General features: G+C 55.2%; 20 protein-coding genes and 1 pseudogene. 12 read left to right on the forward strand and 9 right to left on the reverse strand.

The annotated features are described in order from the left end of the window. From GYN01_RS10710 to GYN01_RS10720, 3 genes and pseudogenes are all read left to right on the forward strand, one after another. Positions 1–233 (forward strand): annotated as a pseudogene (locus GYN01_RS10710) (RHS repeat-associated core domain-containing protein); the annotation flags it as partial. A gap of 380 nt (positions 234–613) precedes the next feature. Next, entirely contained in the window at positions 614–1,012 is a 399-nt protein-coding gene (locus GYN01_RS10715; protein WP_203307027.1) for an Imm44 family immunity protein, read from the forward strand. 60 nt (positions 1,013–1,072) lie between these two features. Beyond that, a complete protein-coding gene (locus GYN01_RS10720) occupies positions 1,073–1,336 on the forward strand; it encodes a PAAR domain-containing protein (RefSeq protein WP_203307028.1) in 264 nt (87 codons plus the stop codon). 291 nt (positions 1,337–1,627) lie between these two features. Here the strand turns inward: GYN01_RS10720 and GYN01_RS10725 are convergent, their stop codons facing one another. Further along, on the reverse strand, positions 1,628–3,403 hold the full coding sequence (locus GYN01_RS10725; protein ID WP_203307029.1) for a sensor domain-containing phosphodiesterase: 1,776 nt from the start codon (positions 3,401–3,403) through the stop codon (positions 1,628–1,630). A gap of 276 nt (positions 3,404–3,679) precedes the next feature. Between GYN01_RS10725 and GYN01_RS10730 the strand changes: the two genes are divergently transcribed. Beyond that, positions 3,680–4,345: a DUF421 domain-containing protein gene (locus tag GYN01_RS10730; protein ID WP_048364773.1), complete on the forward strand. Its 666-nt coding sequence runs from the start codon at positions 3,680–3,682 to the stop codon at positions 4,343–4,345. Between the two features lie 67 nt (positions 4,346–4,412). On the opposite strand, the gene GYN01_RS10735 is transcribed toward GYN01_RS10730, so the two are convergent. The 3 genes from GYN01_RS10735 to GYN01_RS10745 form a co-directional block, all read right to left on the reverse strand. Beyond that, positions 4,413–5,651, reverse strand: a complete 1,239-nt coding sequence (locus tag GYN01_RS10735) for a carbohydrate porin (RefSeq protein ID WP_087148779.1) — start codon at positions 5,649–5,651, stop codon at positions 4,413–4,415. 143 nt (positions 5,652–5,794) lie between these two features. Further along, positions 5,795–8,209 carry a glucose/quinate/shikimate family membrane-bound PQQ-dependent dehydrogenase gene (locus GYN01_RS10740; protein ID WP_048402317.1) on the reverse strand — a complete coding sequence of 805 codons (2,415 nt, stop codon included), beginning with the start codon at positions 8,207–8,209 and terminating at the stop codon, positions 5,795–5,797. Positions 8,210–8,366: 157 nt separating this feature from the next. Then, positions 8,367–9,221 carry a sugar phosphate isomerase/epimerase family protein gene (locus GYN01_RS10745; protein ID WP_203307030.1) on the reverse strand — a complete coding sequence of 285 codons (855 nt, stop codon included), beginning with the start codon at positions 9,219–9,221 and terminating at the stop codon, positions 8,367–8,369. A 133-nt stretch (positions 9,222–9,354) separates the two neighbouring features. Here GYN01_RS10745 and GYN01_RS10750 point away from each other — a divergent pair, with 133 nt between their 5' ends. From GYN01_RS10750 to GYN01_RS10765, 4 genes are all read left to right on the forward strand, one after another. Then, positions 9,355–9,702, forward strand: coding sequence for a hypothetical protein (locus GYN01_RS10750; protein ID WP_048364777.1), 348 nt, complete (start codon positions 9,355–9,357; stop codon positions 9,700–9,702). A 152-nt stretch (positions 9,703–9,854) separates the two neighbouring features. Then, complete coding sequence (locus tag GYN01_RS10755) at positions 9,855–10,895, forward strand: zinc-dependent alcohol dehydrogenase family protein (protein WP_048402319.1); 1,041 nt, start codon at positions 9,855–9,857, stop codon at positions 10,893–10,895. 276 nt (positions 10,896–11,171) lie between these two features. After that, positions 11,172–11,489 carry an acid-activated periplasmic chaperone HdeA gene (gene hdeA, locus GYN01_RS10760; RefSeq protein ID WP_048364779.1) on the forward strand — a complete coding sequence of 106 codons (318 nt, stop codon included), beginning with the start codon at positions 11,172–11,174 and terminating at the stop codon, positions 11,487–11,489. 182 nt (positions 11,490–11,671) lie between these two features. Further along, positions 11,672–12,208, forward strand: coding sequence for a hypothetical protein (locus GYN01_RS10765; protein ID WP_203307031.1), 537 nt, complete (start codon positions 11,672–11,674; stop codon positions 12,206–12,208). Here the strand turns inward: GYN01_RS10765 and GYN01_RS10770 are convergent. Further along, the gene (locus GYN01_RS10770; protein WP_203307032.1) at positions 12,191–14,647 is read right to left on the reverse strand and encodes an autotransporter family protein; all 2,457 of its coding nucleotides are present in this window, start codon (positions 14,645–14,647) and stop codon (positions 12,191–12,193) included. The genes GYN01_RS10765 and GYN01_RS10770 overlap by 18 nt on opposite strands. Before the next feature lie 277 nt (positions 14,648–14,924). Here GYN01_RS10770 and GYN01_RS10775 point away from each other — a divergent pair, with 277 nt between their 5' ends. After that, positions 14,925–15,263, forward strand: a complete 339-nt coding sequence (locus tag GYN01_RS10775; RefSeq protein WP_048364781.1) for a hypothetical protein — start codon at positions 14,925–14,927, stop codon at positions 15,261–15,263. A gap of 19 nt (positions 15,264–15,282) precedes the next feature. Next, complete coding sequence (locus GYN01_RS10780) at positions 15,283–16,425, forward strand: PQQ-dependent sugar dehydrogenase (RefSeq protein ID WP_203307033.1); 1,143 nt, start codon at positions 15,283–15,285, stop codon at positions 16,423–16,425. Between the two features lie 52 nt (positions 16,426–16,477). Here the strand turns inward: GYN01_RS10780 and eco are convergent, their stop codons facing one another. Next, positions 16,478–16,960 (reverse strand): serine protease inhibitor ecotin, encoded by a 483-nt coding sequence (eco, locus tag GYN01_RS10785; RefSeq protein WP_048364783.1) that lies wholly within the window; start codon positions 16,958–16,960, stop codon positions 16,478–16,480. A 249-nt stretch (positions 16,961–17,209) separates the two neighbouring features. Here eco and pgm point away from each other — a divergent pair, with 249 nt between their 5' ends. Further along, the gene (pgm, locus tag GYN01_RS10790) at positions 17,210–18,850 is read left to right on the forward strand and encodes a phosphoglucomutase (alpha-D-glucose-1,6-bisphosphate-dependent) (protein WP_048402322.1); all 1,641 of its coding nucleotides are present in this window, start codon (positions 17,210–17,212) and stop codon (positions 18,848–18,850) included. Between the two features lie 67 nt (positions 18,851–18,917). On the opposite strand, the gene GYN01_RS10795 is transcribed toward pgm, so the two are convergent. The 3 genes from GYN01_RS10795 to GYN01_RS10805 form a co-directional block, all read right to left on the reverse strand. Further along, positions 18,918–20,789 (reverse strand): DUF3857 domain-containing transglutaminase family protein, encoded by a 1,872-nt coding sequence (locus GYN01_RS10795; RefSeq protein ID WP_048402323.1) that lies wholly within the window; start codon positions 20,787–20,789, stop codon positions 18,918–18,920. A gap of 321 nt (positions 20,790–21,110) precedes the next feature. Next, a complete protein-coding gene (locus GYN01_RS10800) occupies positions 21,111–22,121 on the reverse strand; it encodes a zinc-dependent alcohol dehydrogenase family protein (RefSeq protein ID WP_203307034.1) in 1,011 nt (336 codons plus the stop codon). Between the two features lie 54 nt (positions 22,122–22,175). Beyond that, positions 22,176–22,472, reverse strand: a complete 297-nt coding sequence (locus GYN01_RS10805) for an ArsR/SmtB family transcription factor (protein ID WP_048364787.1) — start codon at positions 22,470–22,472, stop codon at positions 22,176–22,178. 227 nt (positions 22,473–22,699) lie between these two features. On the opposite strand from GYN01_RS10805, the gene hemB reads away from it, so the two are divergent. Beyond that, positions 22,700–23,674 (forward strand): porphobilinogen synthase, encoded by a 975-nt coding sequence (hemB, locus tag GYN01_RS10810; protein WP_048364789.1) that lies wholly within the window; start codon positions 22,700–22,702, stop codon positions 23,672–23,674. The last annotated feature ends 88 nt before the right edge of the window (positions 23,675–23,762 follow it).

A 23,762-nucleotide genomic window follows, 5' to 3' on the forward strand; every position in this document is an offset into this window, starting at 1 on the left:
CTCGCCTGGAGTGCGCAGTACAAAGCCTGGGGTGAAATAAAAGAACAGCGTTCGGAATGGGCGCAGCGTGAGGGGCTGACCAACCCGATCAGATTTCAGGGGCAGTACCACGATCACGAAACGGGGCTGCACTACAACCGCTATCGGTACTATGATCCCCGGGTTGGGCGGGTGGGTTGAATCTTTACCAATATGCGCCGAATCCAACGGGATGGATCGATCCTCTTGGCTTGTGGAAGGGGCAGCCAAGAAATACAAACGGGAACTTCGGTAAAGGTGTAAATCCTGAAAAGCTATGCCCTCCCGTGGCTGATCCGACTAAGAAGGTACATGGCAATAGTTTGGACAGTGATGCACCGGCTATTGGGTACACGCTGAGGGATCAGAAAACAAATGAGGTCATGAAGTATGGCGAAACCACAAAAGGAAAAAAACGTTACCCTGAATCGTACATCGACAAAAACAAAGCTGACTTTACCCAGGAAGCAAATGGTACAAAGCGCGAAATGCACGTTTGGCAACACGGGCGGATATTAGAATACAAAGCTAATCATGAAGGGAAGCGCCCCCATTAAATAAAAATGACTATTAGTGGTGAATTATGAAATTCTCTATGTCTGCTGAAAAAGAAGCTGCAATTGGAACTGCCGAACATATTGCGAGAAACAAAATAAAACAAGTCCTTGACAAGGCACTTGAAGGATTACAGCTTGAGTTCGACTTAGAGCGATGGAGCTACATCTCCATCATAATGCCTAAAGAGTTTTCAGCAGATTATCCCGAAGTGGCAAAATTTCATAAAAAAACGAAAGTATTAGAGTTTCGTATCGCTATACCATTCGAGGACTTTTTAAATGCTGACGAGAAAGGCCAAATATCTCTTATATTAGACGCCATTGAAAAAACTATAGACATGATGATCAAGTTCAAAGTGCCGAGTAAGGATAGGGGTGCGTTAAGGAATGTAGTAGTTGAGTCAAGAGCCAGACTGTCATCCTCGATCAACAACTGAAAGTTAGGCATGCAAATAAATTCATAAGGGACCTATATAGCTTAAGAGTATGTACTCTCAATGAAAGACATTATCCGCCTAGGCGACGCCACAACCCATGGTGGTGTCGTGCTTGAAACTTTCCCCCGGACTGACCTCAACGGTAAATCGATTGCCGGTGTTGGTCACAACGTCAGTTGCCCGTTGTGCAAAGGGGTTTTTCCCATTGCCGAGGGCAGCGCGACTTACTCCGTTGACGGCATTGCCGTTGCACTCGACGGACTGAAAACAGCCTGTGGTGCCGCACTGATTGCCAGTGGCCCGAAAGGCGCAGTCAACCGTTGAACCGCTACACCGTTCTTTAAAAACTCAGCCGGTACGGATTGATATTCACTGCTGGCACAACGGCCAACAAAACCAAATGCGCTGGGACTTGTTCGACCGTCTGGTGCGCTTTAAAACTACACACAACGAACGGGCGCGCAAACAGCGCGAACTGGGTTGCGGCTTCACTTCATTCGGCCGGGACGGCGACACACTCGGCGATATCATTGGCATAGCCACCTGACAGCAGAACAGGCAGCGAAGTACCATTGGCAATGTACGGAATATGATGTCGGGTCATCAAATCACGCCTCAATGCTTAAATCCACCGTCTCTAAACCAGCTCATTAGTGCATGGGCATCCAGTGGCTGGGTTATCAAGAACCCCTGAGCCTCCGAGCATCCCCACTCAGTGATGAGGCTCAATATTGCTTCGTTTTCAACACCCTCGGCCACCACTTGGTAGTTCAGTCCTTTGGCCAGCTCGATTAATGTTTTCACCAAACGTCTGTCTTGCGTGCTGTTTTGGAGCGTGGATATAAGCGATTGGTCGAGTTTGACTGTCTGTGCCGGAAGTTGTCGCAGGTAAGCCCAATTGCTGTAGCCCGTACCAAAGTCATCAATGGCAATTTTTACCCCAAGGTTTCTGGCACGTATCAGCTCACGCACAACTGACCCCGGTTTGGATATAAGCATGCTTTCAGTCAATTCAAGTTCTATGGCTTGAGGGTTTAGGCGCTGGTTGTTGATGAGCTGTTGTATTTTGTCGACAAGACGGGAGTCCTTGAAATCACTGACAGTGACGTTCATTGCAATTCGCAGTGCCAAGCCTTGGTCAGCCCACGCACGAGCCTGTTTAACCAGGGCCTCTAACACCCAGAAAGTGATCGACTGCATCAACGCTGTTGTTTCAGCCAGTGGAATAAACTCCGCTGGGCTGACAGCTCCCAGTATCGGGTGATTCCAACGTAGCAGTGCTTCAACGCTTTCACAGGACCAACCCGGCAGTTTCACCTTCGGGTGATACACCAGACTGAACTGGTTATCACTGCACAGCGCTTGCGGGAGTGAACTCAAGAGCATAAAAGCCCGGCGCTGTGCGGCATCAAGTTTAGGCTCGTAGAGGGACCATCCTGAATGTTGGTCTCTGGCAAAATCAGCGGCACTCACGACCTGACGTAACCAGTCCTGGTCTTTCTGAGCCGCATCGACGATGGGGAGAACGCCAACCCCGATTTGCAATGGAACAGGGATGTTCCGGCATTCAACAGGCGCTTTAAAACCCTCAATGATTGTTTGGCACACTGTGTCAATTGACGTCTGCTCTGAAAGAATAAAACCAAAACGCGTGGGACTCACTTTATAGAGCAAGCAACCGGGAGCAAGCAGCGCTTGCAAGCGAGCCTTGATGGCAAGCACCAGGTCGTTGGCGAAATTGTACCCAAGGGCTTTGACGACATCATTGAGAAACTGGGGCGTGATCACGTCCACTGAATAGACGTGGCACGTTTTATCGTTGGAGAGTATTTGCCGAATGTCTTCTTCGAAGCGAAGTCTATTGAATAATCCCGTAGGTTGGTCCACAAAATTGCGCGAACGCACGCCCGAAATCCGCAGCATCGTCAGTTCAGCAAAATCCATGAGCATGCTGGCGGCCCGCTCGCTCATGGGCGGGCGTGGCCGAGTATCAATAATGCAAAGACTGCCCAAGTTGAAACCATCAGAGGTTATCAACGGGGCGCTGGCGTAATAACGAATGTTAGGGCTGCTTACGACGAGATCGTTATCTTTGAAGCGTGGGTCTTGGGTGGCGTCAAGCACCTCGAACAGCCCGTTCTCGGTCAGGGTGTGCGCACAAAATGACTGGTCTCTGGGCGTTTCATGCCGGTCAAGTCCAACATGCGCTTTAAACCATTGGCGATGTTCTTCGACAATCGAGATCAACGCAATGGGGGCATCGAAGTAGGCAGATGTCATCGCGACTATTTTGTCGAATGCTTCATCTTGTGCTTCGTGAGGCGGGCACAGCTGGGCGACGCGCCTGAGTCGTTTAATTTCATAAGAATCGATCCATTCATGCTCATCCATCATTCCCCCTCCCTAGCCAGCAACCCGGACAACGGTAGCAAATTTGCGTGGCGCATCAAGTGAAGTGATTGCTAAATTCGGCACGTTTTTACCTATTATGCAACTGGCATTTACTGAGCTGGATTGCGGCTGTCAGCCAGGTCAAGGTTTTTCGATCTCGCACACGTCTTTTTTCATACACCATGCTAGCTTTGTGCCCGCAGCGCGCGAATGTCAGCTTGATAATCCAGGCTGCGCCGATAGGTTCGATGAACAGGCAGGGCAGAGGGTATTTCTTTGGAATATTACGCGTGGGTATTGGCAAAATTTGTCGCGGGTTTTGTGATCATTGCGACGCATATGTATCTGTCGGGGCGTACGCAACTGTCTCAGATGACCGCTATCGATCTGATCGGCAACTTTATATTGGGCGGTATCATCGGTGGGGTCATCTACAGCGATACGATCCCCTTTCGGCAATATCTGACCGTGCTCTTACTGGGTGTGCTGTTGATTTATTTGCTGAACGCGGCAACGAAACATATTCAGGTGTTGCGCGGGTTCGCCATTGGCAGCCCTATCCCGATCATTAAAGATGGCAAGTTTTTGGTTGAGAATCTGGTTAGCAATAAACACAAGATTGATATCTTGCGGGTGGCTTCTCAGTTACATGCTCAGGGCGGGCTCGCTTTTCAGCAGGTTTATTACGCGCAGATCGAACCGGGCGGTGAACTGACCATCATTTGCGATGAAAAAGACATGCCCTCGGTGGTTGTGATGTACAACGCTGAGGCACGAATCGCGCAGTTGGAGTCGATCGGGCACGATGCCGAGTGGCTGTTTGCAGAACTCAGTGAGTTGGGTGTTGAACGCGACGAAGTGTTTTTGGCAGAGTTCTGGCGTGGGGAATTGTGCGTCACACTCAAAGACGGCAGCGAATTGTGTCGCAATCAACCCGCTTGAATGCTTGCTCATTATCAGTGGCGCCTGGCATGACGTCAGGCACCCCGCAGGCGCGCTTGGCTGTTGTTTAAAACGTTGCTTTTGCTTGCAGGCCCATCACCAGTGCGTTTTGAATCTGTTCGCCAGAGAAAGCACCGGGCTCGATGATGTATTGCAGATCCGGGCGTAATAACAGCCAGGGTGTAGCCTGATAGCCGTAGCTGATTTCCAGCAATTGTTCGCCCGAGTCAAGGTTGGGTACAAACTCACCGTGGGCTATTGCAGCATTTTCCAGAACGTCGCGGCTGCGCGGGTTGGGCACTGCGCGACCATAGCCGATGGCAAAGGTGTCGTGCGGGCGTGCCGCGAATGGCTTGTTCAGCACCATACCCACGCCATACCACTTGGTAAACGGTGATGCAGCACTGCTCGCTGCCGAATACTGCCCAAACACATGCACGCTGCGACCTTTGGAAGTGGTTGAGTTCCACACCGCCTGATCGACCAGCAAGTAGTGTCCACCCCGGCCGGCTACCTCTTTATCACTGCCAATGCGTTTGGCATCGGAGCTGTCGTAGTAATACCCCAGTTTGTATTCGCCAGGCAGGTCGCTTTGTTGTTTGTACACCAACTCAATTGGCACCACAGTGCCAGTGGTGTGCTTGGGGCCCACGTGCCAGGCTCGGCTGGAGTTGCCGTTGCTGGTTGGGTCGACGTTGAAGGCCGCCACTCGCAGTTGCCAAGAGGGCGAGAGGTCGTATTTGATGCGAACGCCCAGATGCGCATTGGGGTAGTTGGTCCAGCCACTGCCGCCTGACATGTTCAGCGGATGGCCGCAAAAACCTGCGTTCATGAAGTTGCACAGGATGCCGCTGTCCAGGCCGCCGATGTCATTGCCCATTGCCATGTAGCCGAGCTTGACGTTCAGGGCCGGGGTAAACAGGCTGCGCTCGTAACTCAGCTCGGTGAGACGGGTGTACAGCCCGCCGTAGTTTTCCTGGATGGGGAGGCGGTTACCCACCAAGTCTTCGGATGCGCTGTTACCTCTTCGGTCATTGAGGGTGAGTTGCACCTTGCCCGCGTTGTCCAGCCCATACAGTTTTGAGAGGTCAAACTGCACGCCCAACTTGATGTTTTGCGAGTAACGGGCCGAGCGGTGCAGTCCGCCGTGCAGGTTATAGGCGGTTTCGCCGGTGTAATCGCCAGTGAACTTGAGCCCGTCATCTTCCAGTTGATGACGCAGGCCGCCCCAATTGCCGCTGAGGGTTTTGCGTGAGAACACATCCGTATCGTTATCAGGCACATCTGCAAACGCAGGTTGAGTCATGGCGCAGGCGAGTCCGACCAGAAGACCTGGTATCAACGGAGCGCGGTGGGGAAGGGAGCAGAATGAGTGCTTCATGTAAAACCTTCTAACACTTAAACAGAACGCGGCGCCCGAAGACGCCGCGTGGAGGAACAAACCGAGGCTTATGGCAATGCGTAGGCCATGACGTAGTCACCACGATCAGGTGACTGTCGGGCACCGCCAGCCGTGATGACGATGTACTGCTTGCCGGTTTTCGGCGAAACATAGGTCATCGGGCCGCCTTGGCTGCCGACGGGCAGGCGTGCTTTCCAGATTTCATCACCGTTGCCGCTGTTGAATGCCCGCAGGTAGAAGTCCTGTGTGCCCGCGATGAAAATCAGCCCGCCCTGAGTCGAGAGGGTGCCGCCCAGCGTGGGTAGACCCACAGGAATCGGCAAGTGCATGCGGATGCCCATCGGCCCCGTGTCTTCAACAGTGCCGACCGGCACTTGCCACGCGATCTTTTGCGTTTTCATGTCAATGGCGGTCAGGGTGCCAAAAGGCGGTGCCTGGCATGGAATGCCCGCGACGGACAAGAAACGGTTTTTATTGACCGCATACGGCGTGCCTTTGAGCGGCACTGCGCCCATGCCGGTGTTAAGCGCTTCACCGCCGCTAGAAGCTTTGGCATCTTTTGCCTGTGGAACCATTTGGCTCCACAAACCCAGACGCATGTCATTGATGAAAATGAAACCGTGAACCGGGTCTGTCGAGATACTGCCCCAGTTCATGCCGCCCAATGAGCCAGGAAAACTCAGCGACACATCGGTGCCCGGCGCTGTGTACAGACCGTCGTAGCGCATTTTTTTGAAGTCGATGCGGCACAGCAATTGGTCAAACGGTGTAGCCCCCCACATGTCTGATTCAGTCAGGTGTTGTGCGCCGATTTGCGGCATACCCACGGACAAAGGCTGGGTAGGGGAGTATGGCTCGTTCGGGATGTCGGCGGCCTTGACCGGGACTTCTTTGACGTCGGTCAATGGCTGGCCGGTCTTGCGATCAAGGACGTAGATCTGGCCCGCTTTGGTGCCGATTACCACAGCAGGTACTGTGCTGCCGTCGGCTTTATCGAAATCAATCAGGCTGGGCTGCATAGGCAGGTCAAAATCCCAGAGGTCGTTATGCACCGTCTGGTAGACCCACTTCTCATCGCCTGTCGTCGCGTCCAGCGCCAGGATCGAAGCACCGTATTTGTGGTTCAGTGCAGTGCGTTCAACCCCATAGATATCAGTAGACGAGCTGCCCATTGGCAGAAACAGCGTGTTCATCTGTGGATCGTAGGACATCGGTGCCCAGCTGTTCGGCGTGCTGCGCACATAGGTGCTGCCCGAAGCGGGTGCCTGCTTGTCATCAGGGTTGCCCGGATCGAACGCCCAGCGCATGTTCCCGCTGATGACGTCAAAGCCGCGAATCACACCACCCGGCATGTCGGTCTGAACGTTGTCAGCGACCCGACCGCCCACTACCACGGTCGTACCGGCCATCAGCGGCGCGGAAGACAATTGGTAATACGAGTCTGGCACGTTGCCCAGACCGGCTTTGAGATCCACCTGACCCTTGTTGCCAAAGCCTTGGCAGAATTCGCCGGTGTCGGCGTCAACAGCAATCAGGCGCGCATCAATGGTGTTGGTCAGTAAGCGACGCTGGCAGTTGGACCCGGCCGGTACGGTGGCAGCCATAATCGGCGAGCTGTTGGCTTGTGTCGGCTGGGCGATCGGTGCGGTGGCATCGAAGTAGGCCATGCCGCGGCAACGTTGCCACACCGCTGATTGAGCGTTGATCTGGTTTTTCCACAATTCTTTACCCGTGTCGGCATCGAGTGCGATCAGGTTGTTGTGAGGCGTGCAGATAAACACTTTGTTGCCCACTTGCAGGGGCGTCAGTTGGTCTTCTGCACCGTTACCGTCGCTGATGGCCACGTCACCGGTGTGATAGGTCCACGCCACTTTAAGTTGATTAACGTTGTCACGGTTGATTTGGTCCAGCGCCGCGAAGCGGCTGCCACCTTCGGTATTACCGTAGTGGCTCCAATCCTTCTGCTCGTGGCCAGGATCGACTGCAGTCAACCCTGGGCCATTGCCGGTCGGGGAAACACTTGGATGCGCGACGAACATATTGCCAGCAGCCACCACCAGCAATACAGCCAGTGCCCCGGCGATTGCATAAGCGCGGTGACCGGGTGTGCGCCCGGCAGCGCGGATTAGCTGCGGATAGATCAGCAACACGACAAGGCCGATGGCACTGAACATGAACAGGCGCGAAAACAGGGGCCAGAAGTGCAAGCCTGCATCAGCCACCGCCCATACCAGGCTAGCCACAAGAAACAGTCCATACAGCCAGGCGCCGACGGGTTTGCGCAAAGCAATCAGGCCGCCGGATACAAACATGGCGGCACCGGCGCAGAGGAAATACCAGGAGCCGCCCAGTGTCACCAATTGGATGCCTCCGGCTGCCAGTGCAATGCCGAGCAAGGCAATAACAATGCCCAATCCAATGGAAATAAATGTGGAAGCGCGCGCGCGCTTTTTTGCAGTCATGCGTGGGGGTCTCGCGTAGGAAGAGTCTTGGATTAGATGATTAGCTTGCTAAGTATAAAGTTGTTACAAATCGGGATGCCAGTAAAAAATACCAGCCTCTTTTGAACCCAGTGTGCGCAAGGACAAGCGGACAAAGAATCAGATGATTCTTAAAGCATCAGCCGATGCGACATTGCCCATGCAGTGACCACTCATTGAACGCCGCGATGCTGTGCTCAACGGCCTGGATGAGGGTGGGGGCGTCTTGCCACAGCGAGTCGTCAACCGATTCAGAAAAAATCTCCAGCACATAATCACCGGCGTAACCGCTCGCTGCCAGTGCGCCCAGCAGGTCTCTAAAGGGGATTTCCCCGTCACCCAGCGCGCGACGATCATGCAATGAACGAGGTCTGCGCCAGTCAGCCAACTGCACAATAAACAGCTTGTGCGCGCTGATGCTCGTAAGCAGTGCTGCATCCTGCCAACTGTTGTACAAGTCCAGGCAAAGGCCGAAGTGCGGGTGGTTGACCGCATTTGCCATCGCGTGTGCCTGACTGAAGGTGAACAGCACCGAGTTACGGTTCATCAACGACGGACCCAGTGCTTCGAGCGCGATACGCATGCCTTGGCGCTCGGCATGCACGGCCAATGTTTGATAATGCTCAACGCAACCGTCCCACACCCGGGCTTCATTGCCGTTGCTGTCAGCACCGGTGTTGGTGATCAGGGGCAGCCCTGGCCAAAAGGAACTGAAGCGCTCCACTGACATCATCAATTGCTCAAGCCGGACCTGGGGGTTGCTCGGCTGGGGCGCCGAGGCAGACGGAAAAATGGTCAATGTACGTGGCTGTATTGAGGTAATGCGTACGCCACTTTCCTTGATCTGCTCCAGCTGTTCGCGCGCGCGTCCTGAATCGTCAGACAGTTTCTTTTCAGCAATTTCCAGCGCGCAACCCAATCTCAGGCAGAGCAGCAAGTCTTGTTCCAGAGTAAGCGGGGACGTAGTGATCTGACTGAGAGCCAAGGGCTGCATGATGACCTCTGTGGTTTGACGCGATTGCCAATTCAGAGCTTGCGCCTGATCTAAAAGTTCAGCATGCAGGCACTTTGATGCCGATGTGTGCTATTGCTTGACCCGCGGCATGGAGCCGTTTCAAGGAGTGAACATGCAGATCAAACACCGCATTGCAGTCTTGGGCTGTGCTTTTTTGTTTGCCGCATTGTCGGGCTGCGCCCACAACCCTCAATTCAAGGGCCAATCGGTCACCGACCCAGTGTTGCGCAAGGATGTGATGAAAAGCGTCAAGTTAATGTTCTCGGCCATGACTCAATGCGGCTCTATTGACACCGTCACTACGACTATTGCCGCCATCAGTCAGCAACCCTCAGGGGCTGTCGACCGGGCCACTGAAACCTGGGACGTCACAGGTTGTGGCACGTCCAAGTCTTATAAAGTCGAGCTGCGTTCAGATGCCAGAGGTGAAACGGACTACTCGGTTTCGCCCCGGCTGTGACGCCTCGCAGGGCCAAAGGCGCTTATTTGACCTGTGGCAAGGGCATTTAAACCGAAGACTGCTTTACTGGACCGCATGACTTTTGAGCTGCCCGTCATCCTGCAAGCGATGACGGACACGACAGACTTCTAATCGGATAAAGGAAAGCCACCATGAAAGCGCTCACTTATCAGGGGCCCGGTCAAAAAGCATGGGCCGACATTCCCAAACCCGTTATCGACAAGCCCACCGACGCCATTGTGCGAATTCTGCACACCACCATTTGCGGCACCGACCTGCACATCCTCAAAGGTGACGTGCCTGCGGTCACGCCGGGCCGGGTACTGGGTCACGAAGGGGTCGGGATAGTAGAAGCCGTGGGGCCAGCCATCCGTAATTTCAAACCCGGCGACCACGTTCTGATTTCCTGTGTAACTTCCTGCGGCAGTTGTCCAAACTGCCGGCGCCAGATGTATTCCCATTGCGCTGACGGCGGCTGGATTCTCGGTCACATGATTGACGGTACGCAGGCCGAATATGTACGCATCCCCCATGCAGATAACAGCTTGTACCCTGTCCCTGAGGGGGCAGATGAGCAAGCGCTGGTGATGCTGAGTGACATCTTGCCGACCGGCTTTGAAATTGGGGTGCTCGCAGGCAAGGTCAAGCCAGGGGACAGCGTGGTGATTGTCGGAGCAGGGCCAGTGGGCATGGCCGCGCTGTTAACCGCGCAGTTTTATTCCCCGGGCCAGTTGATCATGGTCGACGGCGACAGCAATCGGCTCGAGGTGGCCACACGTTTCGGTGCGACCCACGTCATCGACATCAAGACCGAAAACGCGGTTGAACGTATTTTTGAATTGACCGGCGGTGTGGGCGTGGACGTTGCGATCGAGGCCGTTGGTATTCCCGCATCGTTTGATACCTGCCAGTCGGTGATTGCGCCCGGCGGCAATATTGCTAATGTCGGGGTGCATGGTAAAAGTGTGGAACTGCACCTTGAGAAGTTGTGGATTCAAAATATTAATATTTCCACCGGACTGGTCAATACAAATACCACCCCGATGTTGATGAAGACCGTACAGTCCGGGAAAGTCGATGCGGGCAAATTGATTACTCACCGTTTTGCACTGGGCGATATTCTTAAAGCCTATGAAGTGTTTAGTAATGCTGCACAGGAAAAAGCCATGAAAGTGATACTTACGCAGCAGTAAGGGGATCTAAATAATCCCGTACTTGCCTGGGTAAAGGCGGGTTGACCTATGCGCAGGCCGGTGCCAGACAGTGTCAGGCACCGGGTGGCGTTAATGTGGTCGGTCGATTATTAAGTCTGCCGCGACGGCATTGAACATTCAGCCCTTATTGCGACGTAGGATGTTTGGTTTTATGAGTTATTGCGCTTTTCTTTTTGACAGTCGTCGCCTGCGCAACTATGTTTCTTGCGGCGCAAGTTACGTCATTGCCATCTTTGATAATAGGGAAATGTTCAGATGAAAAAGCACATTGTTTTAGTCGGCGCTGCCGGTTTGTTTGCACTCTCGACACTGGCTCAGGCCGCGGATGCCAAGCAGCCTGTTTCTGCATGGACCTGTGAGAGTTTTCTTGCCGTAGATGAGAGTTTTCGACCTACCGCCGTAGGTTTGGGCGAGGCGGTGAACAAGTCTGGCAAGGTTGAAGATGCAGTACTGGATGTGGCGGGTGTAGAAAAAATCACGCCCCTGGTGGTGACGGCCTGCGAGAAAGATAAAAAAGCCAGCTTCGTGCAAAAACTCAAAGAAGAGTGGGCCAAAGTCAAAAAAGACGTTTAACGTTCCACGCCTGCACTTGTTGCGAGTGCAGGCATTTTTGCCCCCTTGCCCGCTGTCGCTCTGGTTGATATTTCGTTGAATTTCTCTGTCTGCTGACGCTCTACATCCTTGCAGCCGTGTTTGGGCCGCTTGCGGCCGTAGTAGACTGCTCGCGTTGTGTCTTTATTTGTCAGGGGAATTTCATGCTAATCAGATCATTGGCCGAACTTGATCGCATTCGGGACGAGTGCAAATCCATGGTCACCCGGCGTTCTGCGGTCTCCGCAGGGGCCGCCGCCGTTCCGATCCCCGGACTGGACATCGGCACGGATGTGGCCTTGCTGGTTGAGATGTTGCCAGCCATTAACAGCAAATTCGGACTGACGCCTCAACAGATCGAGCAGTTGGATACCCGCTCCAAGCGCTTGATCGTGGTCGCTGCCTCGGGCATTGGCAGCGAGATTATTGGCAAGTTCGTCAGCCGTACCCTGGTGATGTCCTTGTTGCGCAAGATGGGGGGCAAGGTCGCGACCAAATCCATTACCCGTTTCATTCCCTTGGTAGGGCAGGCCGTGGCCGCCACCATCAGTTTTGGGGTGATGAAGATGGTCGGCAACGACCACGTCGAAGATTGCTACCAAGTCTGTCGCCAGGCACTGCTCGACGAAGCCAAACAATCGACAGTGATTGAAATTGGCCCCGAAGACTACGCACACGTTGAATCACCAACTCATCCGTAAACCCAGCGAACCACTGATAGCCTCTTGATTGCGACTGTCGATGTTGGTGCTGTAGTCGGTGCTGGCATACACGCTGATGCTGGGGTTGAGGTGAGCGACAATGCCTGCGCCCATGTCCATAGTGCTGGCACTGTGATCGGTTTTAAGCGCTTGTTGCCCATCGAAACGGGTGGCGTCCCGCCCCCCGAAACTGCGCCATACGTTAGCGCGCACGTAAGGTTCTACAGGGACATCGGCCACGGTATAGGCGCCTTTGAGGCGTGCCCCGGCGCGACCTTTCAAATAATCCTGAGTGTCAAAACCAACGCGAGAGATGCCGTCATTGGCCGTGTCCATTGAGACGCGCTGGCCTATGAGTTGCAGTTGAGGCTCAATGTGCCAGTGCGTCGACAGCGCGACCGGATAGCCCGCTTCTGCGGACACGCTGGCGGCATGCCCGTCCAGGTCCAGCTTGACGCCGCGTTCTGACCGGCTGCGACCGTCATAACGCGTGCCCATCGCAACAATATCCAGGTAAGCCGATTGCGGGCCGATCAGGGTCCAGTAAGCGCCCAGGCTATCGCCATCGAGGCGCACATCGCCGGCCTTGTTGTCTTCGAAACCCCCACTAAATCCGCGCACATCGCCGTTCAGACGTGCATGGCTGATGAATAATCCGACGCGCTGCCGATAACCATTGGCGTGTGTAAAACCGTAGATATCGTGGCCCACCTGATAACCATTGATCGAGCCATCGAAGCTGGGTGCCACCGTACCTGACCAGCTTTGACGCACCGAGCTGCCAAAAGCCCGTACCCATCCGCCCGGCAGCGCGCCGGTTTCGGTCAACAAACTCTGTTCACCCTGACGTTCGTGAAAGGTGCCCAGTGTGGTCTGGGCCAGCAGTGCCGCAACCGGAGGCACGACGGCATACAGCGGCACTTCCTGGCGATACAGCACAATGCTTTGCCCTGGGGCGGCGACGGGCAGAGCAGGCGTACCGACCGCCGCTATCGGAGGCGGTTGCACGGGGGTGACAGGCGCGGGTTCTCCCGGTACAGGCGTTACCGCTGGCGGGGTGGCAACCGTTGAGCGCAAGAACCAGCTGTTTTCACTGCCCGCCGTAACGCCACCTTTAAACAAGTAGTACTGGTAGGCGCCTGCCGAGAGTGGTTGGCCGAGGGTGAAGGCCCCCGCGTTACTGGTGGCGCCTTGATTGGCTTCAACCACTTGGATCCCGTTCTGCGTCGTGAGGGCGCCGGTCCCGCCGATGTTGGTCACATTGATGGCGGTCAGGCCACTGATTTGGCCGCTCGATACAACCAACCGGTCCGACGCCGCATCGTCGGCGGCCAAAACACTGTTTAGGTTCAGCCGCGCGCCATCGCCCTGATAATTACCCACGATGGTCAACCGATCAGCTGTCGAAGCGCCGCTGGCGGTGAGGTCAATGAGCCCCGCATTATTCACGCTGACTTTTTGCCCGTTGATTAAAGGCGAAATGACGCCTTGGCCCGCATTGATACGGCTGCCGGCATCAATAGTGAGGACGCCTGTACCGCTCACGCTGTCGCCGAGAACCAGCGTGTCGTTAAGTGTCAGGCGAGTGTCTTTACCCAGGTTGATGTTTTCCCAATTGATATAGCGCGCACCGGTTTCAGGGCGGCTGGTTTCAAAGGTCAACGTGTCGGTGCCTGGCCCGCCATCGACGCGCGGGGTGGATGACACAATGCTTTCAGTCAGGTTGGCCAGTAATGCTCTGTCGTTACCGTCGCCCATCAGCACGGCGCCTTTGATCGTGCCGCCATCGCGCCAGGTGAAGGTGTCATTGCCGAAGCTCATGAGGATTTGGCCGCCCACCGAGCCGCCGCTGATCGTGACGTCATCATCGCCACCGCTGACGCTGATATTGCCGCCGATGCTGCCAGACGAAACGATGATTGTATCTTTGCCAAACCCGGTGACTAGGTTGCCCAGGATTTGGCCTCCAGACATATCGAAAATATTGTTGTCGAGCTTCATGTCGACCCGGCCAATGCTGCCGCCGGTCATTTTCGCTACATCACCGTCTTCAAAGGCACCCACGATGGTGCCGCCGGTCATCAGGAAAGTATCGCGACCATCGCCTTGGGCCAGCGACTGAATTTGCCCGCCGGTCATCACAAAGTCATCAATACCGTCGCCTTGGCTTACTGCCCCGGAGATCAGGCCGCCATGAACGGTGATGCGGTCCGCGCCCGCGCCGAACCTGACAGGCCCGATGATGCTACCTGTGCTGTTGGCCGGCAACGTCAGGCTGTTGTCGCCCTGTAAATCAATCAAAGATGGGGCGCTGCCGCTGTCGCAAATAAAACTGTCGTTGCCCGCGGTAGGCGTGAAGTTGCACGCGGCCTGCGCATTGTGCAAGGCGAGGCTCAGCACAGAGAGCGCAAACAGTTGAGAGGCATGTCGTTTGGTCATGTTGATCATCCTGATCTGATGCCTTGGGCAGAGGACTCTTACGGCTAGCCACTCAGGCAGAGGTTCACATTGGGACTGGTTATAAACATATCGGAATGCCCACGTAAGCTGTCAGAAGTGACAGCTTGTTCATATAGGAAACTAGATGCTTACTGGTGAGCTTAGTTACATCACGTCACATATCGGTGGGTGCGCATTGGCTGTGCACGTTTTAAAACGAACCTGTCGACTCAAACGTAATCCAACTCTCAAGGGCAACTCACTCAAGGAGAGCGTGATGAAGTGCATCAAGTACGGTCTTTTAGTGGTGTGTGCAAATTTCGCCCTGACGGCCCACGCGTTTGCCCCGGTTGAACCCGACACTCAGGTGCTGGCTCAGAACAGCCTGACCACGGGCAGCGCGCCCACCGACAACACCATCAGGCGCATCAACCCCAACAGCCGCCAAGGCACCACATCGAGTGTGCCGCCGGTTCGAGGGCCTTCGACGTTGCCTATACAGCCGACCCCCTCGCTCGAAAATGGCCAGATCCGCAATGGTTACTCACGGCCCACGACACCGCCACCGACACTCAAACCCACCGCGCCGTCGTTGCAACCACGCGATAAACGCTAAATCAAACAAGGAATGACTGATGTTAAGAAAAACCTTGCTGGCAACCCTCTGTGCCACCTCATTGCTGAGCACGATGGTGTTGGCTAACCCGCAGACCTTCGACTCTGAATTGGGCACGGTCAGTGCCGAAACGGTGGTGCAGGGCCTCAATCATCCTTGGGCCTTGGCTTTTTTACCGAATAAGCAAGGCATGCTCATAACAGAGCGTGGGGGCAACCTGCGGGTGGTCAGCCCCGAGGGTAAATTGTCGGCGCCGGTTTCAGGCGTGCCTCAGGTGTGGGGCAAGGGGCAGGGCGGTTTACTGGATGTGGTGTTGTCGCCGAATTTCCAAAAGGATCGGTTGGTGTATGTGTCCTATGCCGAGGGCGGTGGCGAGGACGGCAAAGCGGGCACTGCGGTCGGGCGGGGACGCTTGTCCGATAACCTGACCAAACTCAGTAACTTTGAAGTGATCTTTCGTCAGCAACCCAAACTGTCGACGGGCAACCACTTTGGCTCGCGGTTAGTGTTTGATCGTGATGGCTACTTATTCATTACCTTGGGCGAGAACAACCAACGCCCAACGGCGCAAGACCTCGACAAAATGCAGGGCAAAGTGGTCCGTATCTTTGCTGACGGGCGAGTGCCGGATGACAATCCATTTGTCGGGCAAAAGAATGTGCGGCCCGAAATCTGGTCGTTTGGGCACCGTAACCCGCAGGGCGCCGCCTTGAATCCGTGGACGGGAACGCTGTGGACCCATGAACACGGGCCGCAAGGCGGTGACGAGATCAACCTGATTGAGCGCGGCAAGAACTATGGCTGGCCGCAGGCAACCCACGGCATCGATTATTCCTCAAAACCGATTCCCGAAGCCCAGGGGCAAACGGTCGAGGGAACGGTCATACCGCATCATGTGTGGGAGAAATCGCCAGGCATCAGTGGCATGGCGTTTTATGATGCCGCGCGTTTCAAACCGTGGCAGCACACTCTGTTTATTGGCGCGCTGGCCGATAAAGACGTGATCCGATTACAGCTCGATGGCGACAAAGTAGTGCATGAAGAGCGCCTCTTAGGCGAATTGAAATCACGTATTCGCGATGTGCGCCAAGGGCCGGACGGTTACCTCTATGTACTGACTGATGAAGACAACGGCGCCTTGTATAAAGTCGGGCTGCAGTAGGTATCAAGCGTGTCGATGGACCTGCGCCATAAGGCGCAGGTCGATCACAACGTTACTCAACGACGGCTTGTTTGACTTGCTTGGAGGCGGACCAAATGCGGTAGCGCACTTCAATGTCCTTGGGTACATACACCACGATCGGCAGCTTGCTGTTGTAGCGCAGCATGAAACCATCGCCAACGACCGGGACAAATTCAGCATGGGTTTTGCCTTCAGGGCAAGCCATCATCGTACTGGCAGGGCCGCTGACTTTGTTCAGGCGGTACATCGGATAGCCCCAACCCTTGAGGGTTTTCTCTTCGAGCTTGCCACCCAACCGCTGTTTGTTGCAGTCGACTTGCAGGGTCTTGCCCGCAATGATCTGGACTTTGTAGTCGTCTTCGTTTTTCTGCGTCGGGAGGTGAATGACTTGTCGGCTGAACCCGGCTTCGGCTTTAGGGTAAGGCGCCACGTCTTCCAGTTTGGCGGCGTTGGCAACGCCGCACAGCGTGCTCAACGAAAACAAAAGTGCCGCGCTGATGACCAGTGGTTTCATGTTGTGTCCTCAATTCAAAGCTTAAAATGTGCGCCCATTTGGATCATCGAAACGCAACTAAGTGCCATAGTTGTGCCATGTGGCTGCACGTGTTGCAAATGCATGCTGCTCAAAACACATGAACTAGAGCATTGAATCAATAAAATTGAGCTCAGTTTGGTGCTGAAGGGATAGATCGCTTCTCGCCAGTGTCGAAGTGCCAGTAAACTGCGTTTTTTCCTCCGAATCATTTATTTCCCGAGGTTTTGCATGACACTCAGTCCTCTTGCGGGCAAACCGGCTCCAGCAAACCTGCTGGTCGATATTCCGCGACTGGTGACCGCTTATTACACCGGTCAACCCGATGCAGCGATAGCTACTCAGCGTGTCGCGTTCGGTACGTCCGGGCACCGCGGTAGCTCGTTTGATTTGAGCTTTAATGAGTGGCATGTGTTGGCCATCAGCCAGGCCATTTGCCTTTACCGCCAGTCCAAGGGTATCAACGGCCCGTTGTTTGTCGGGATTGACACACACGCGTTGTCGACCCCTGCCGGGGCCAGCGCCCTGGAAGTGTTTGCCGCCAATGGTGTTGAAACCATGATCGCTGCACATGACGAATACACGCCAACCCCTGCCATTTCCCACGCCATCATTTGCTATAACCGGGGCCGTACAAGCGGGCTGGCTGACGGGGTGGTCATTACGCCTTCGCACAACCCGCCGGAAAGCGGCGGCTTCAAGTACAACCCGCCCAACGGCGGCCCTGCTGATACCGATGTGACCAAGTGGATTGAGGCTAAAGCCAACGAACTGCTGGCGGCTAAATTGTCGGGCGTCAAGCGCATCAGTTACGAACAGGCGCTTAAAGCCAGCACCACACACCGCCACGATTACCTGAACACCTACGTTGCTGACCTGAAAAATGTCATCGACATGGACACGCTGCGCGGTGCGAACTTGCGTTTGGGTGTGGATCCGCTGGGCGGGGCGGGCGTGCGTTACTGGTCGGCTATCGGTGAGCATTACGGCCTGAACCTGGAAGTGGTCAACACCGCAGTCGACCCAACTTTCCGCTTTATGTGTGTGGACTGGGATGGCCGTATCCGTATGGACCCGTCCTCCAGCTACGCCATGCAAGGCTTGATTGGGCTCAAAGATCGTTTCGACGTGGCGTTCGCGTGTGACCCGGACCACGACCGTCATGGCATCGTGACGCCATCGGGCGGGCTGCTGGCGCCCAATAACTACTTGGCGGTGTCAATTGACTACCTGTTCCAGAACCGTGCGCAATGGCGTGCAGACGCAGCCGTCGGTAAAACCGTGGTCAGCAGTGGCTTGATTGACCGCGTCGCCGCGCGCCTGGGGCGCCGCCTGTATGAAGTACCGGTCGGTTTCAAGTGGTTTGCCGACGGTTTGTTTGAAGGTTCGCTGGGCTTCGGTGGGGAAGAAAGCGCCGGGGCCTCGTTTTTGCGTCTCGACGGCACGGTATGGTCGACGGACAAGGACGGTTTGATTCCTTCATTGCTGGCTGCTGAAATGACCGCCCGAACAGGGCGCGACCCTTCACAGCTGTATCAGCAAATGACGCAAGACTTGGGTCAGCCGTATTCCACCCGCGTAGATGCCAAGGCCACACCGCAGCAAAAAGCCTTGCTTGGCAAGTTGTCGCCGCAGCAGGTCAAATCCACCACCTTGGCCGGTGAAGCCATCACGCAAATCCTCAGCCATGCGCCCGGTAACAATCAGGCGATTGGCGGGCTTAAAGTGATGACCGAAAACGGCTGGTTCGCTGCGCGGCCGTCAGGCACCGAAGACATCTACAAAATTTATGCCGAGAGCTTTGTCGGTGATGCGCACCTCAGCCGTTTGGTCGAAGAGGCTCAAGTGCTGGTAGACGCGGCCATCGCGTAAACCGCCCGTGCAAAAAAACCTGACCCCGTTACCGGGGTCAGGTTTTTTTATTTCAGCGTCAAGGGTTTCAGGCCTTGGTGTTGAGTTGCACCACTTGCAGCATTTGCTCGTTGCAGTTTCGTGCGTCTTTGAGCATCGCTTCAAACGGCGCGCTGATAATGTCGTCGTGGCTCAGCCAACTGTGCTTTTGGGTGACGGTGTACAGGTAACGGTACTCACCTTTACTGCGTTTACCGCTCAGTTCGACATCAAACCATGGCGAGTTCACCGTACACGTTTTGATCTCTTTACCCACTTTGGCGCCAGACAGCGTGATGTCATAGGTCAGCTTTTCTGGATCGCCCAGGTACAAGTCGGCCAACTGCCCGTTGCGCCGGTAGTTCATCAAACCGTCCCAACGTTCACCCATGAAGGCTGGTTTGTACACATGTTGCCCTGACAGGTTTTCAAGGGGACGCAGGTTGGTCAGGGTGGCGTTGATCCGGTAGTGGTCAGGCACCACGAAACCAGTTTTTTCACGGGTAATGTTGCAGTCCGTGACTTCTTTGCCAAAGTTGTTGCACAGGTCCAGGTTGGTACCGGACACGCCCGAGGTGGTGTCGAAATAGCTGAGTTGCATCAGCGTCATCTGGCTCATTTCGACAGTTGCCGTGGTGCGTGCCTGCCCCTCGCGATTGAAGTGCTCGAACTTTTTCAAGTTCATGCTCAACGCGGGTTTCTCTTCGGGGATATGGTCTTCGCGCACCTTGCCCTGCGCATCGATAACCAACGCCCAGCGGTCTTGAATGTCGGGCATGCTGCGACCCGGCAAAAACACAGGGTTGGTCGGGTCGAGCCACCAGACCTGGCCGTTGACTTGCGCCCTGACGATGGCATGGTTAGGTGCGTTGGTGCCTGGCAGCATCAGGCTGAGCGTGTTGGTGCCACGGCTGACCCAGGTGGTTTCAGCCTTTACGCCGCTGGCATTGAGCATGGCGGTCAGCAATACAGCGAGGTCCTTGCAGTCGCCGTAGCCACGGTCCTCGATCTCGCTCAGGGTAAAGGGCACATAACCACGGTCAGTGGCACGCCAGTCGCCCATGTAGCGATAGTGATCGTGCAGGTACTGCATCAGCCCAGCCACTTGTTGCTCTGGGGGCAATCCCTTAAGCCCCGAGACCGCTTTGGCAGCACTGGCAGGCAGGCGGGCGGCCAGGATTTCGTTGTAACGCTTGGCGAACTGACCGAAATAGTCTTGCAACTGTGTTGAACTGCCCAGTTCGACCCGGGGTACGTGGCGAATATAAGCGTTGCCTGATTCATTGATGTAATTCACGAAACGCGGCTTTTTTTGCTCAATGACCAACGTTTTGTTATCGGCAGACGGGGTGAAGGTGAAGTCCTCCATCAACTCACTGCGCCACACAATCGGCTTTTCGGCACTGAAGGTGCTTTTGAAACGGTCGGAGCGCACAGCGTTTGGACCGAACATCATGACGTAATGGAAGTTGTCCATCAGCGGCTTGGCGGCAGTATGTTCACGCAGGGTGTAGGTGATCTGAGTGCCGATGCGCAAGTTTGGAAAGGCAATCGAGGTCTGCTTGGAGCGTAAAAAACCCTGATCCGGGTTAGGCGCCATGCGCGTGTCGATTTGCGATTCGGCTAACGCAATGGGCTTGCCGCCGGGCTGGGTCGATTGTGCGTTGATGACCTCCAGTTGGTCGGTTTCCGCAAAACTGAAGTCGATACGCGACAACATCTCTCGACCATTATTGGTGAGGAGGGTGTAGCGATAGGTGGTGGTGCAATCGGTACTGGTGTCTTTATTGAAGTGGCAGGCCTTGTCGATTTCGCTGGCCAGGTCAGCTTCGGACTCTGGTTGAAATGCCGCAAAAGTCGGCAGACAGACAATCCCCAATGTTGCGCAAATCAAAGATTTGCTAAAAGTAAAGCGGTGCATGAGCGCCTCAGGTTATTCCCTTAAAACAGCACCCAGCGACGTTTTTTTGAGGTTGATTTGAAGTAGAAGGGTGCTGCGCGAACGGCGGATGATAATCGATCTCAACAATAATTACTATATTGTCAGACAATTAATATCGCTGAGAGGCCCGGTCTAGAGCCTTCGCTCTAATTTAATGGCTGATTTTGGCGTTGTGTTGGCGTTAAGCCGTCGAGTATTTAATCGCGCGGACCGCACCTGTTGCGGGCATCGCTTGGGTGGACCATTTTGAGACATGAAGCCAGAGGCGCGCCGGGAATGCGCGCTCTGGCTGAGTGGCGGTTAGATATCGAGGCAGATTTTGCCGAAATGCTGGTTGGTTTCCTGATATTTGAATGCTTGCACAATCTCGCTCAGCGGGAAGTGACGATCAATCACAGGGCGCATGCCGTTGGCATTGATGGCACGAATCATGTCTTGTTGCTGGCTACGGCTGCCCACCAATACACCTTGCAGGCGCACTTGTTTGATCAAGGCGGGCACAAAGTTCATTGCGCCGCTGACGCCGCTCAAAATGCCGATGATGGAAATGTGCCCGGCCACCCGGATCGCGATCATCGACTGCTCAAGGGTCGCAGGACCGCCCACTTCAATAATGTGATCCACGCCACGCCCCCCCGTGAGGGCGCGTGCCGTTTCACCCCATTGGGTGTCTTTGCGGTAGTTGATGACGTGGTCGGCACCCAGTGCTTTGAGGCGTTCCAGCTTTTCATCGCTCGAAGAGGTGGCGATCACGGTAGCACCGGCCATTTTGGCGAATTGCAGGGCGAAAATTGAAACACCGCCCGTGCCTTGTACCAGCACAGTGTCACCGGGCTTGAGCGAATCGTCGGCCATCAGTGCACGCCAGGCCGTCAGGCCAGCAGTGGTCAGGGTTGAAGCTTGGGCGTGGCTATAACCTGTTGGCGCGAGGGTGAAGGCGGTGGCTTTGGCAGTCACTTTCTCACGAGCATAGCCGTCAATGCCGTCACCCGGCACGCTGACAAAGCCTTCAACCAGCGGGGTGCCATCAATCCACTCGGGGAAGAACGTGCTGACCACCGCATCGCCCACTTTGAACTCGGTCACGTGCGCACCGACTGCAATCACTTCACCGGCACCGTCGGCCATCGGAATGCGCTTTTCACTCGGCGCCCACATGCCACTGACCACGGCAAAATCGTGGTAGTTGAGCGAGTTGGCGTGCAAGCGCACCGTGATTTCGTCACTTGCAGGCTCGCGCACGTCACTGCTGCCGACAACCACGTTGTCATAGCCGCCACCCGGTTGGACGAAGATGGTTTTAATGCTCATGGGGCTTCCTCATATTTTCTAATTTCGCTAAATAACGAAATGAATGGTTAAAAATTACAACTCGATTTTCAGCCTAGCCGCAAAGTCATTAATCGCCTGCTCGTTGCGTCGGTAGTAGGTCCACTTGCCAATGCGGGTGGTCAGTACAAAACCGGCCCTTTGCAAAATGGCCAGGTGCGCTGAAGCGGTCGACGGCGACAAGCCTGCCTTGTGCTGCAAATGCGTCACGCACACACCGATGGCAGGATCTCCATGATCTTGCGGCGGGAAATTAGTCAGCGGGTCTTTAAGCCACTCCATCATTTGCATGCGAGTGTCATTGCCCAGCGCTTTGAGCTGTTCGAGAATCATGGACGGCGATATTACGCTTTTTAACGAAATGTTCAACCCTCCACGCATTGCGCTGATTGACGCAGAACACGCCAACCCTCAGCGCTTGCGGTGGCTCAAAGGCGGGCTGGGTGTGCTGCGGCAATGGGCCGCATGCTTTGCATTTGCTGTTTCAATCCTGTATTTGTGGCGCCATTGAGCCTTGGCCAAGGCTCGCTTGTCTTATGAACCTGCCCTCAGGAACCATGATGCCTAACCAGTTCCCTTCTGTTCGCCCGCGCCGCCTGCGCCGTTCACAAACCCTTCGTGACATGTTTCAAGAAACCGAATTCAGCCTGAGCGATTTGGTGCTGCCGATCTTTGTCGAAGAAGAAATCGACGATTTTGTGCCCATCACCAGCATGCCGGGCGTGATGCGCATTCCTGAATCGAAACTGGCGGGCGAAATCGAGCGCTACGCCCGCGCAGGCCTCAAGTCGGTGATGTTGTTTGGCGTCTCCCATCATCTGGACGCTACCGGCAGTGATGCCATGCGTGAAGACGGCCTGGTGTCGCGCATGGTGCGTATCAGTAAAGATGCCGCGCCAGACATGGTGGTCATGAGTGACACCTGTTTTTGCGAGTACACCTCCCACGGTCATTGCGGCGTAATGCACGACCACGGCGTGGACAACGATGCAACGCTGATCAATCTGGGCAAACAAGCCGTGGCCGCTGCTGCGGCGGGCGCGGACTTCATCTCGCCCTCGGCGGCGATGGACGGACAGGTGCAGGCGATTCGCAGTGCGCTGGACGGCGCCGGTTTTCTCGACACCTCGATCATGGCGTACTCGACCAAATTCGCCTCGGCCCTCTATGGCCCGTTCCGCGAAGCCGGTGGCAGCGCACTCAAAGGTGACCGCAAGTCTTACCAGATGAACCCGATGAATCGCCGCGAAGCGATTCGCGAGTCGCTGCTGGACGAGCAGGAAGGCGCAGACGTGTTGATGGTCAAGCCCGCCGGCGCCTACCTGGACATCATTCGCGACATCCGCGAAGCCTCGCGCTTGCCTTTGGCGGCCTATCAGGTCAGCGGTGAGTACGCGATGATCAAGTTCGGCGCTCAGGCGGGGGCCATTGATGAAGCCCGTGTGGTGCGTGAAAGCCTGGGTTCGATCAAGCGCGCAGGCGCTGACATGATTCTCACCTACTTTGCTATGGACCTTGCCCTGCAAGGCATCTAAGCCCTCCTGGCGGCGGCGGTGCTCACACCGTTTGCCGCTCATTGCACCTTCCTTGACGTCCATCAATATCGTTTCAGTGCTTTTTGTC

The organism is Pseudomonas weihenstephanensis (assembly GCF_016812185.1).
Taxonomy (GTDB): Bacteria; Pseudomonadota; Gammaproteobacteria; order Pseudomonadales; family Pseudomonadaceae; genus Aquipseudomonas; species Aquipseudomonas weihenstephanensis.

Coding starts and splice junctions, on each gene's coding strand:
- GYN01_RS10715 (WP_203307027.1), top strand. CDS start 614: ATGTCTGCTGAAAAAGAAGCTGCAATTGGAACTGCCGAACATATTGCG.
- GYN01_RS10720 (WP_203307028.1), top strand. CDS start 1,073: ATGAAAGACATTATCCGCCTAGGCGACGCCACAACCCATGGTGGTGTC.
- GYN01_RS10725 (WP_203307029.1), bottom strand. CDS start 3,403: ATGGATGAGCATGAATGGATCGATTCTTATGAAATTAAACGACTCAGG.
- GYN01_RS10735 (WP_087148779.1), bottom strand. CDS start 5,651: ATGACTCAACCTGCGTTTGCAGATGTGCCTGATAACGATACGGATGTG.
- GYN01_RS10740 (WP_048402317.1), bottom strand. CDS start 8,209: ATGACTGCAAAAAAGCGCGCGCGCGCTTCCACATTTATTTCCATTGGA.
- GYN01_RS10745 (WP_203307030.1), bottom strand. CDS start 9,221: ATGCAGCCCTTGGCTCTCAGTCAGATCACTACGTCCCCGCTTACTCTG.
- GYN01_RS10750 (WP_048364777.1), top strand. CDS start 9,355: ATGCAGATCAAACACCGCATTGCAGTCTTGGGCTGTGCTTTTTTGTTT.
- GYN01_RS10755 (WP_048402319.1), top strand. CDS start 9,855: ATGAAAGCGCTCACTTATCAGGGGCCCGGTCAAAAAGCATGGGCCGAC.
- hdeA (WP_048364779.1), top strand. CDS start 11,172: ATGAAAAAGCACATTGTTTTAGTCGGCGCTGCCGGTTTGTTTGCACTC.
- GYN01_RS10765 (WP_203307031.1), top strand. CDS start 11,672: ATGCTAATCAGATCATTGGCCGAACTTGATCGCATTCGGGACGAGTGC.
- GYN01_RS10770 (WP_203307032.1), bottom strand. CDS start 14,647: ATGACCAAACGACATGCCTCTCAACTGTTTGCGCTCTCTGTGCTGAGC.
- GYN01_RS10775 (WP_048364781.1), top strand. CDS start 14,925: ATGAAGTGCATCAAGTACGGTCTTTTAGTGGTGTGTGCAAATTTCGCC.
- GYN01_RS10780 (WP_203307033.1), top strand. CDS start 15,283: ATGTTAAGAAAAACCTTGCTGGCAACCCTCTGTGCCACCTCATTGCTG.
- eco (WP_048364783.1), bottom strand. CDS start 16,960: ATGAAACCACTGGTCATCAGCGCGGCACTTTTGTTTTCGTTGAGCACG.
- pgm (WP_048402322.1), top strand. CDS start 17,210: ATGACACTCAGTCCTCTTGCGGGCAAACCGGCTCCAGCAAACCTGCTG.
- GYN01_RS10795 (WP_048402323.1), bottom strand. CDS start 20,789: ATGCACCGCTTTACTTTTAGCAAATCTTTGATTTGCGCAACATTGGGG.
- GYN01_RS10800 (WP_203307034.1), bottom strand. CDS start 22,121: ATGAGCATTAAAACCATCTTCGTCCAACCGGGTGGCGGCTATGACAAC.
- GYN01_RS10805 (WP_048364787.1), bottom strand. CDS start 22,472: ATGATTCTCGAACAGCTCAAAGCGCTGGGCAATGACACTCGCATGCAA.
- hemB (WP_048364789.1), top strand. CDS start 22,700: ATGCCTAACCAGTTCCCTTCTGTTCGCCCGCGCCGCCTGCGCCGTTCA.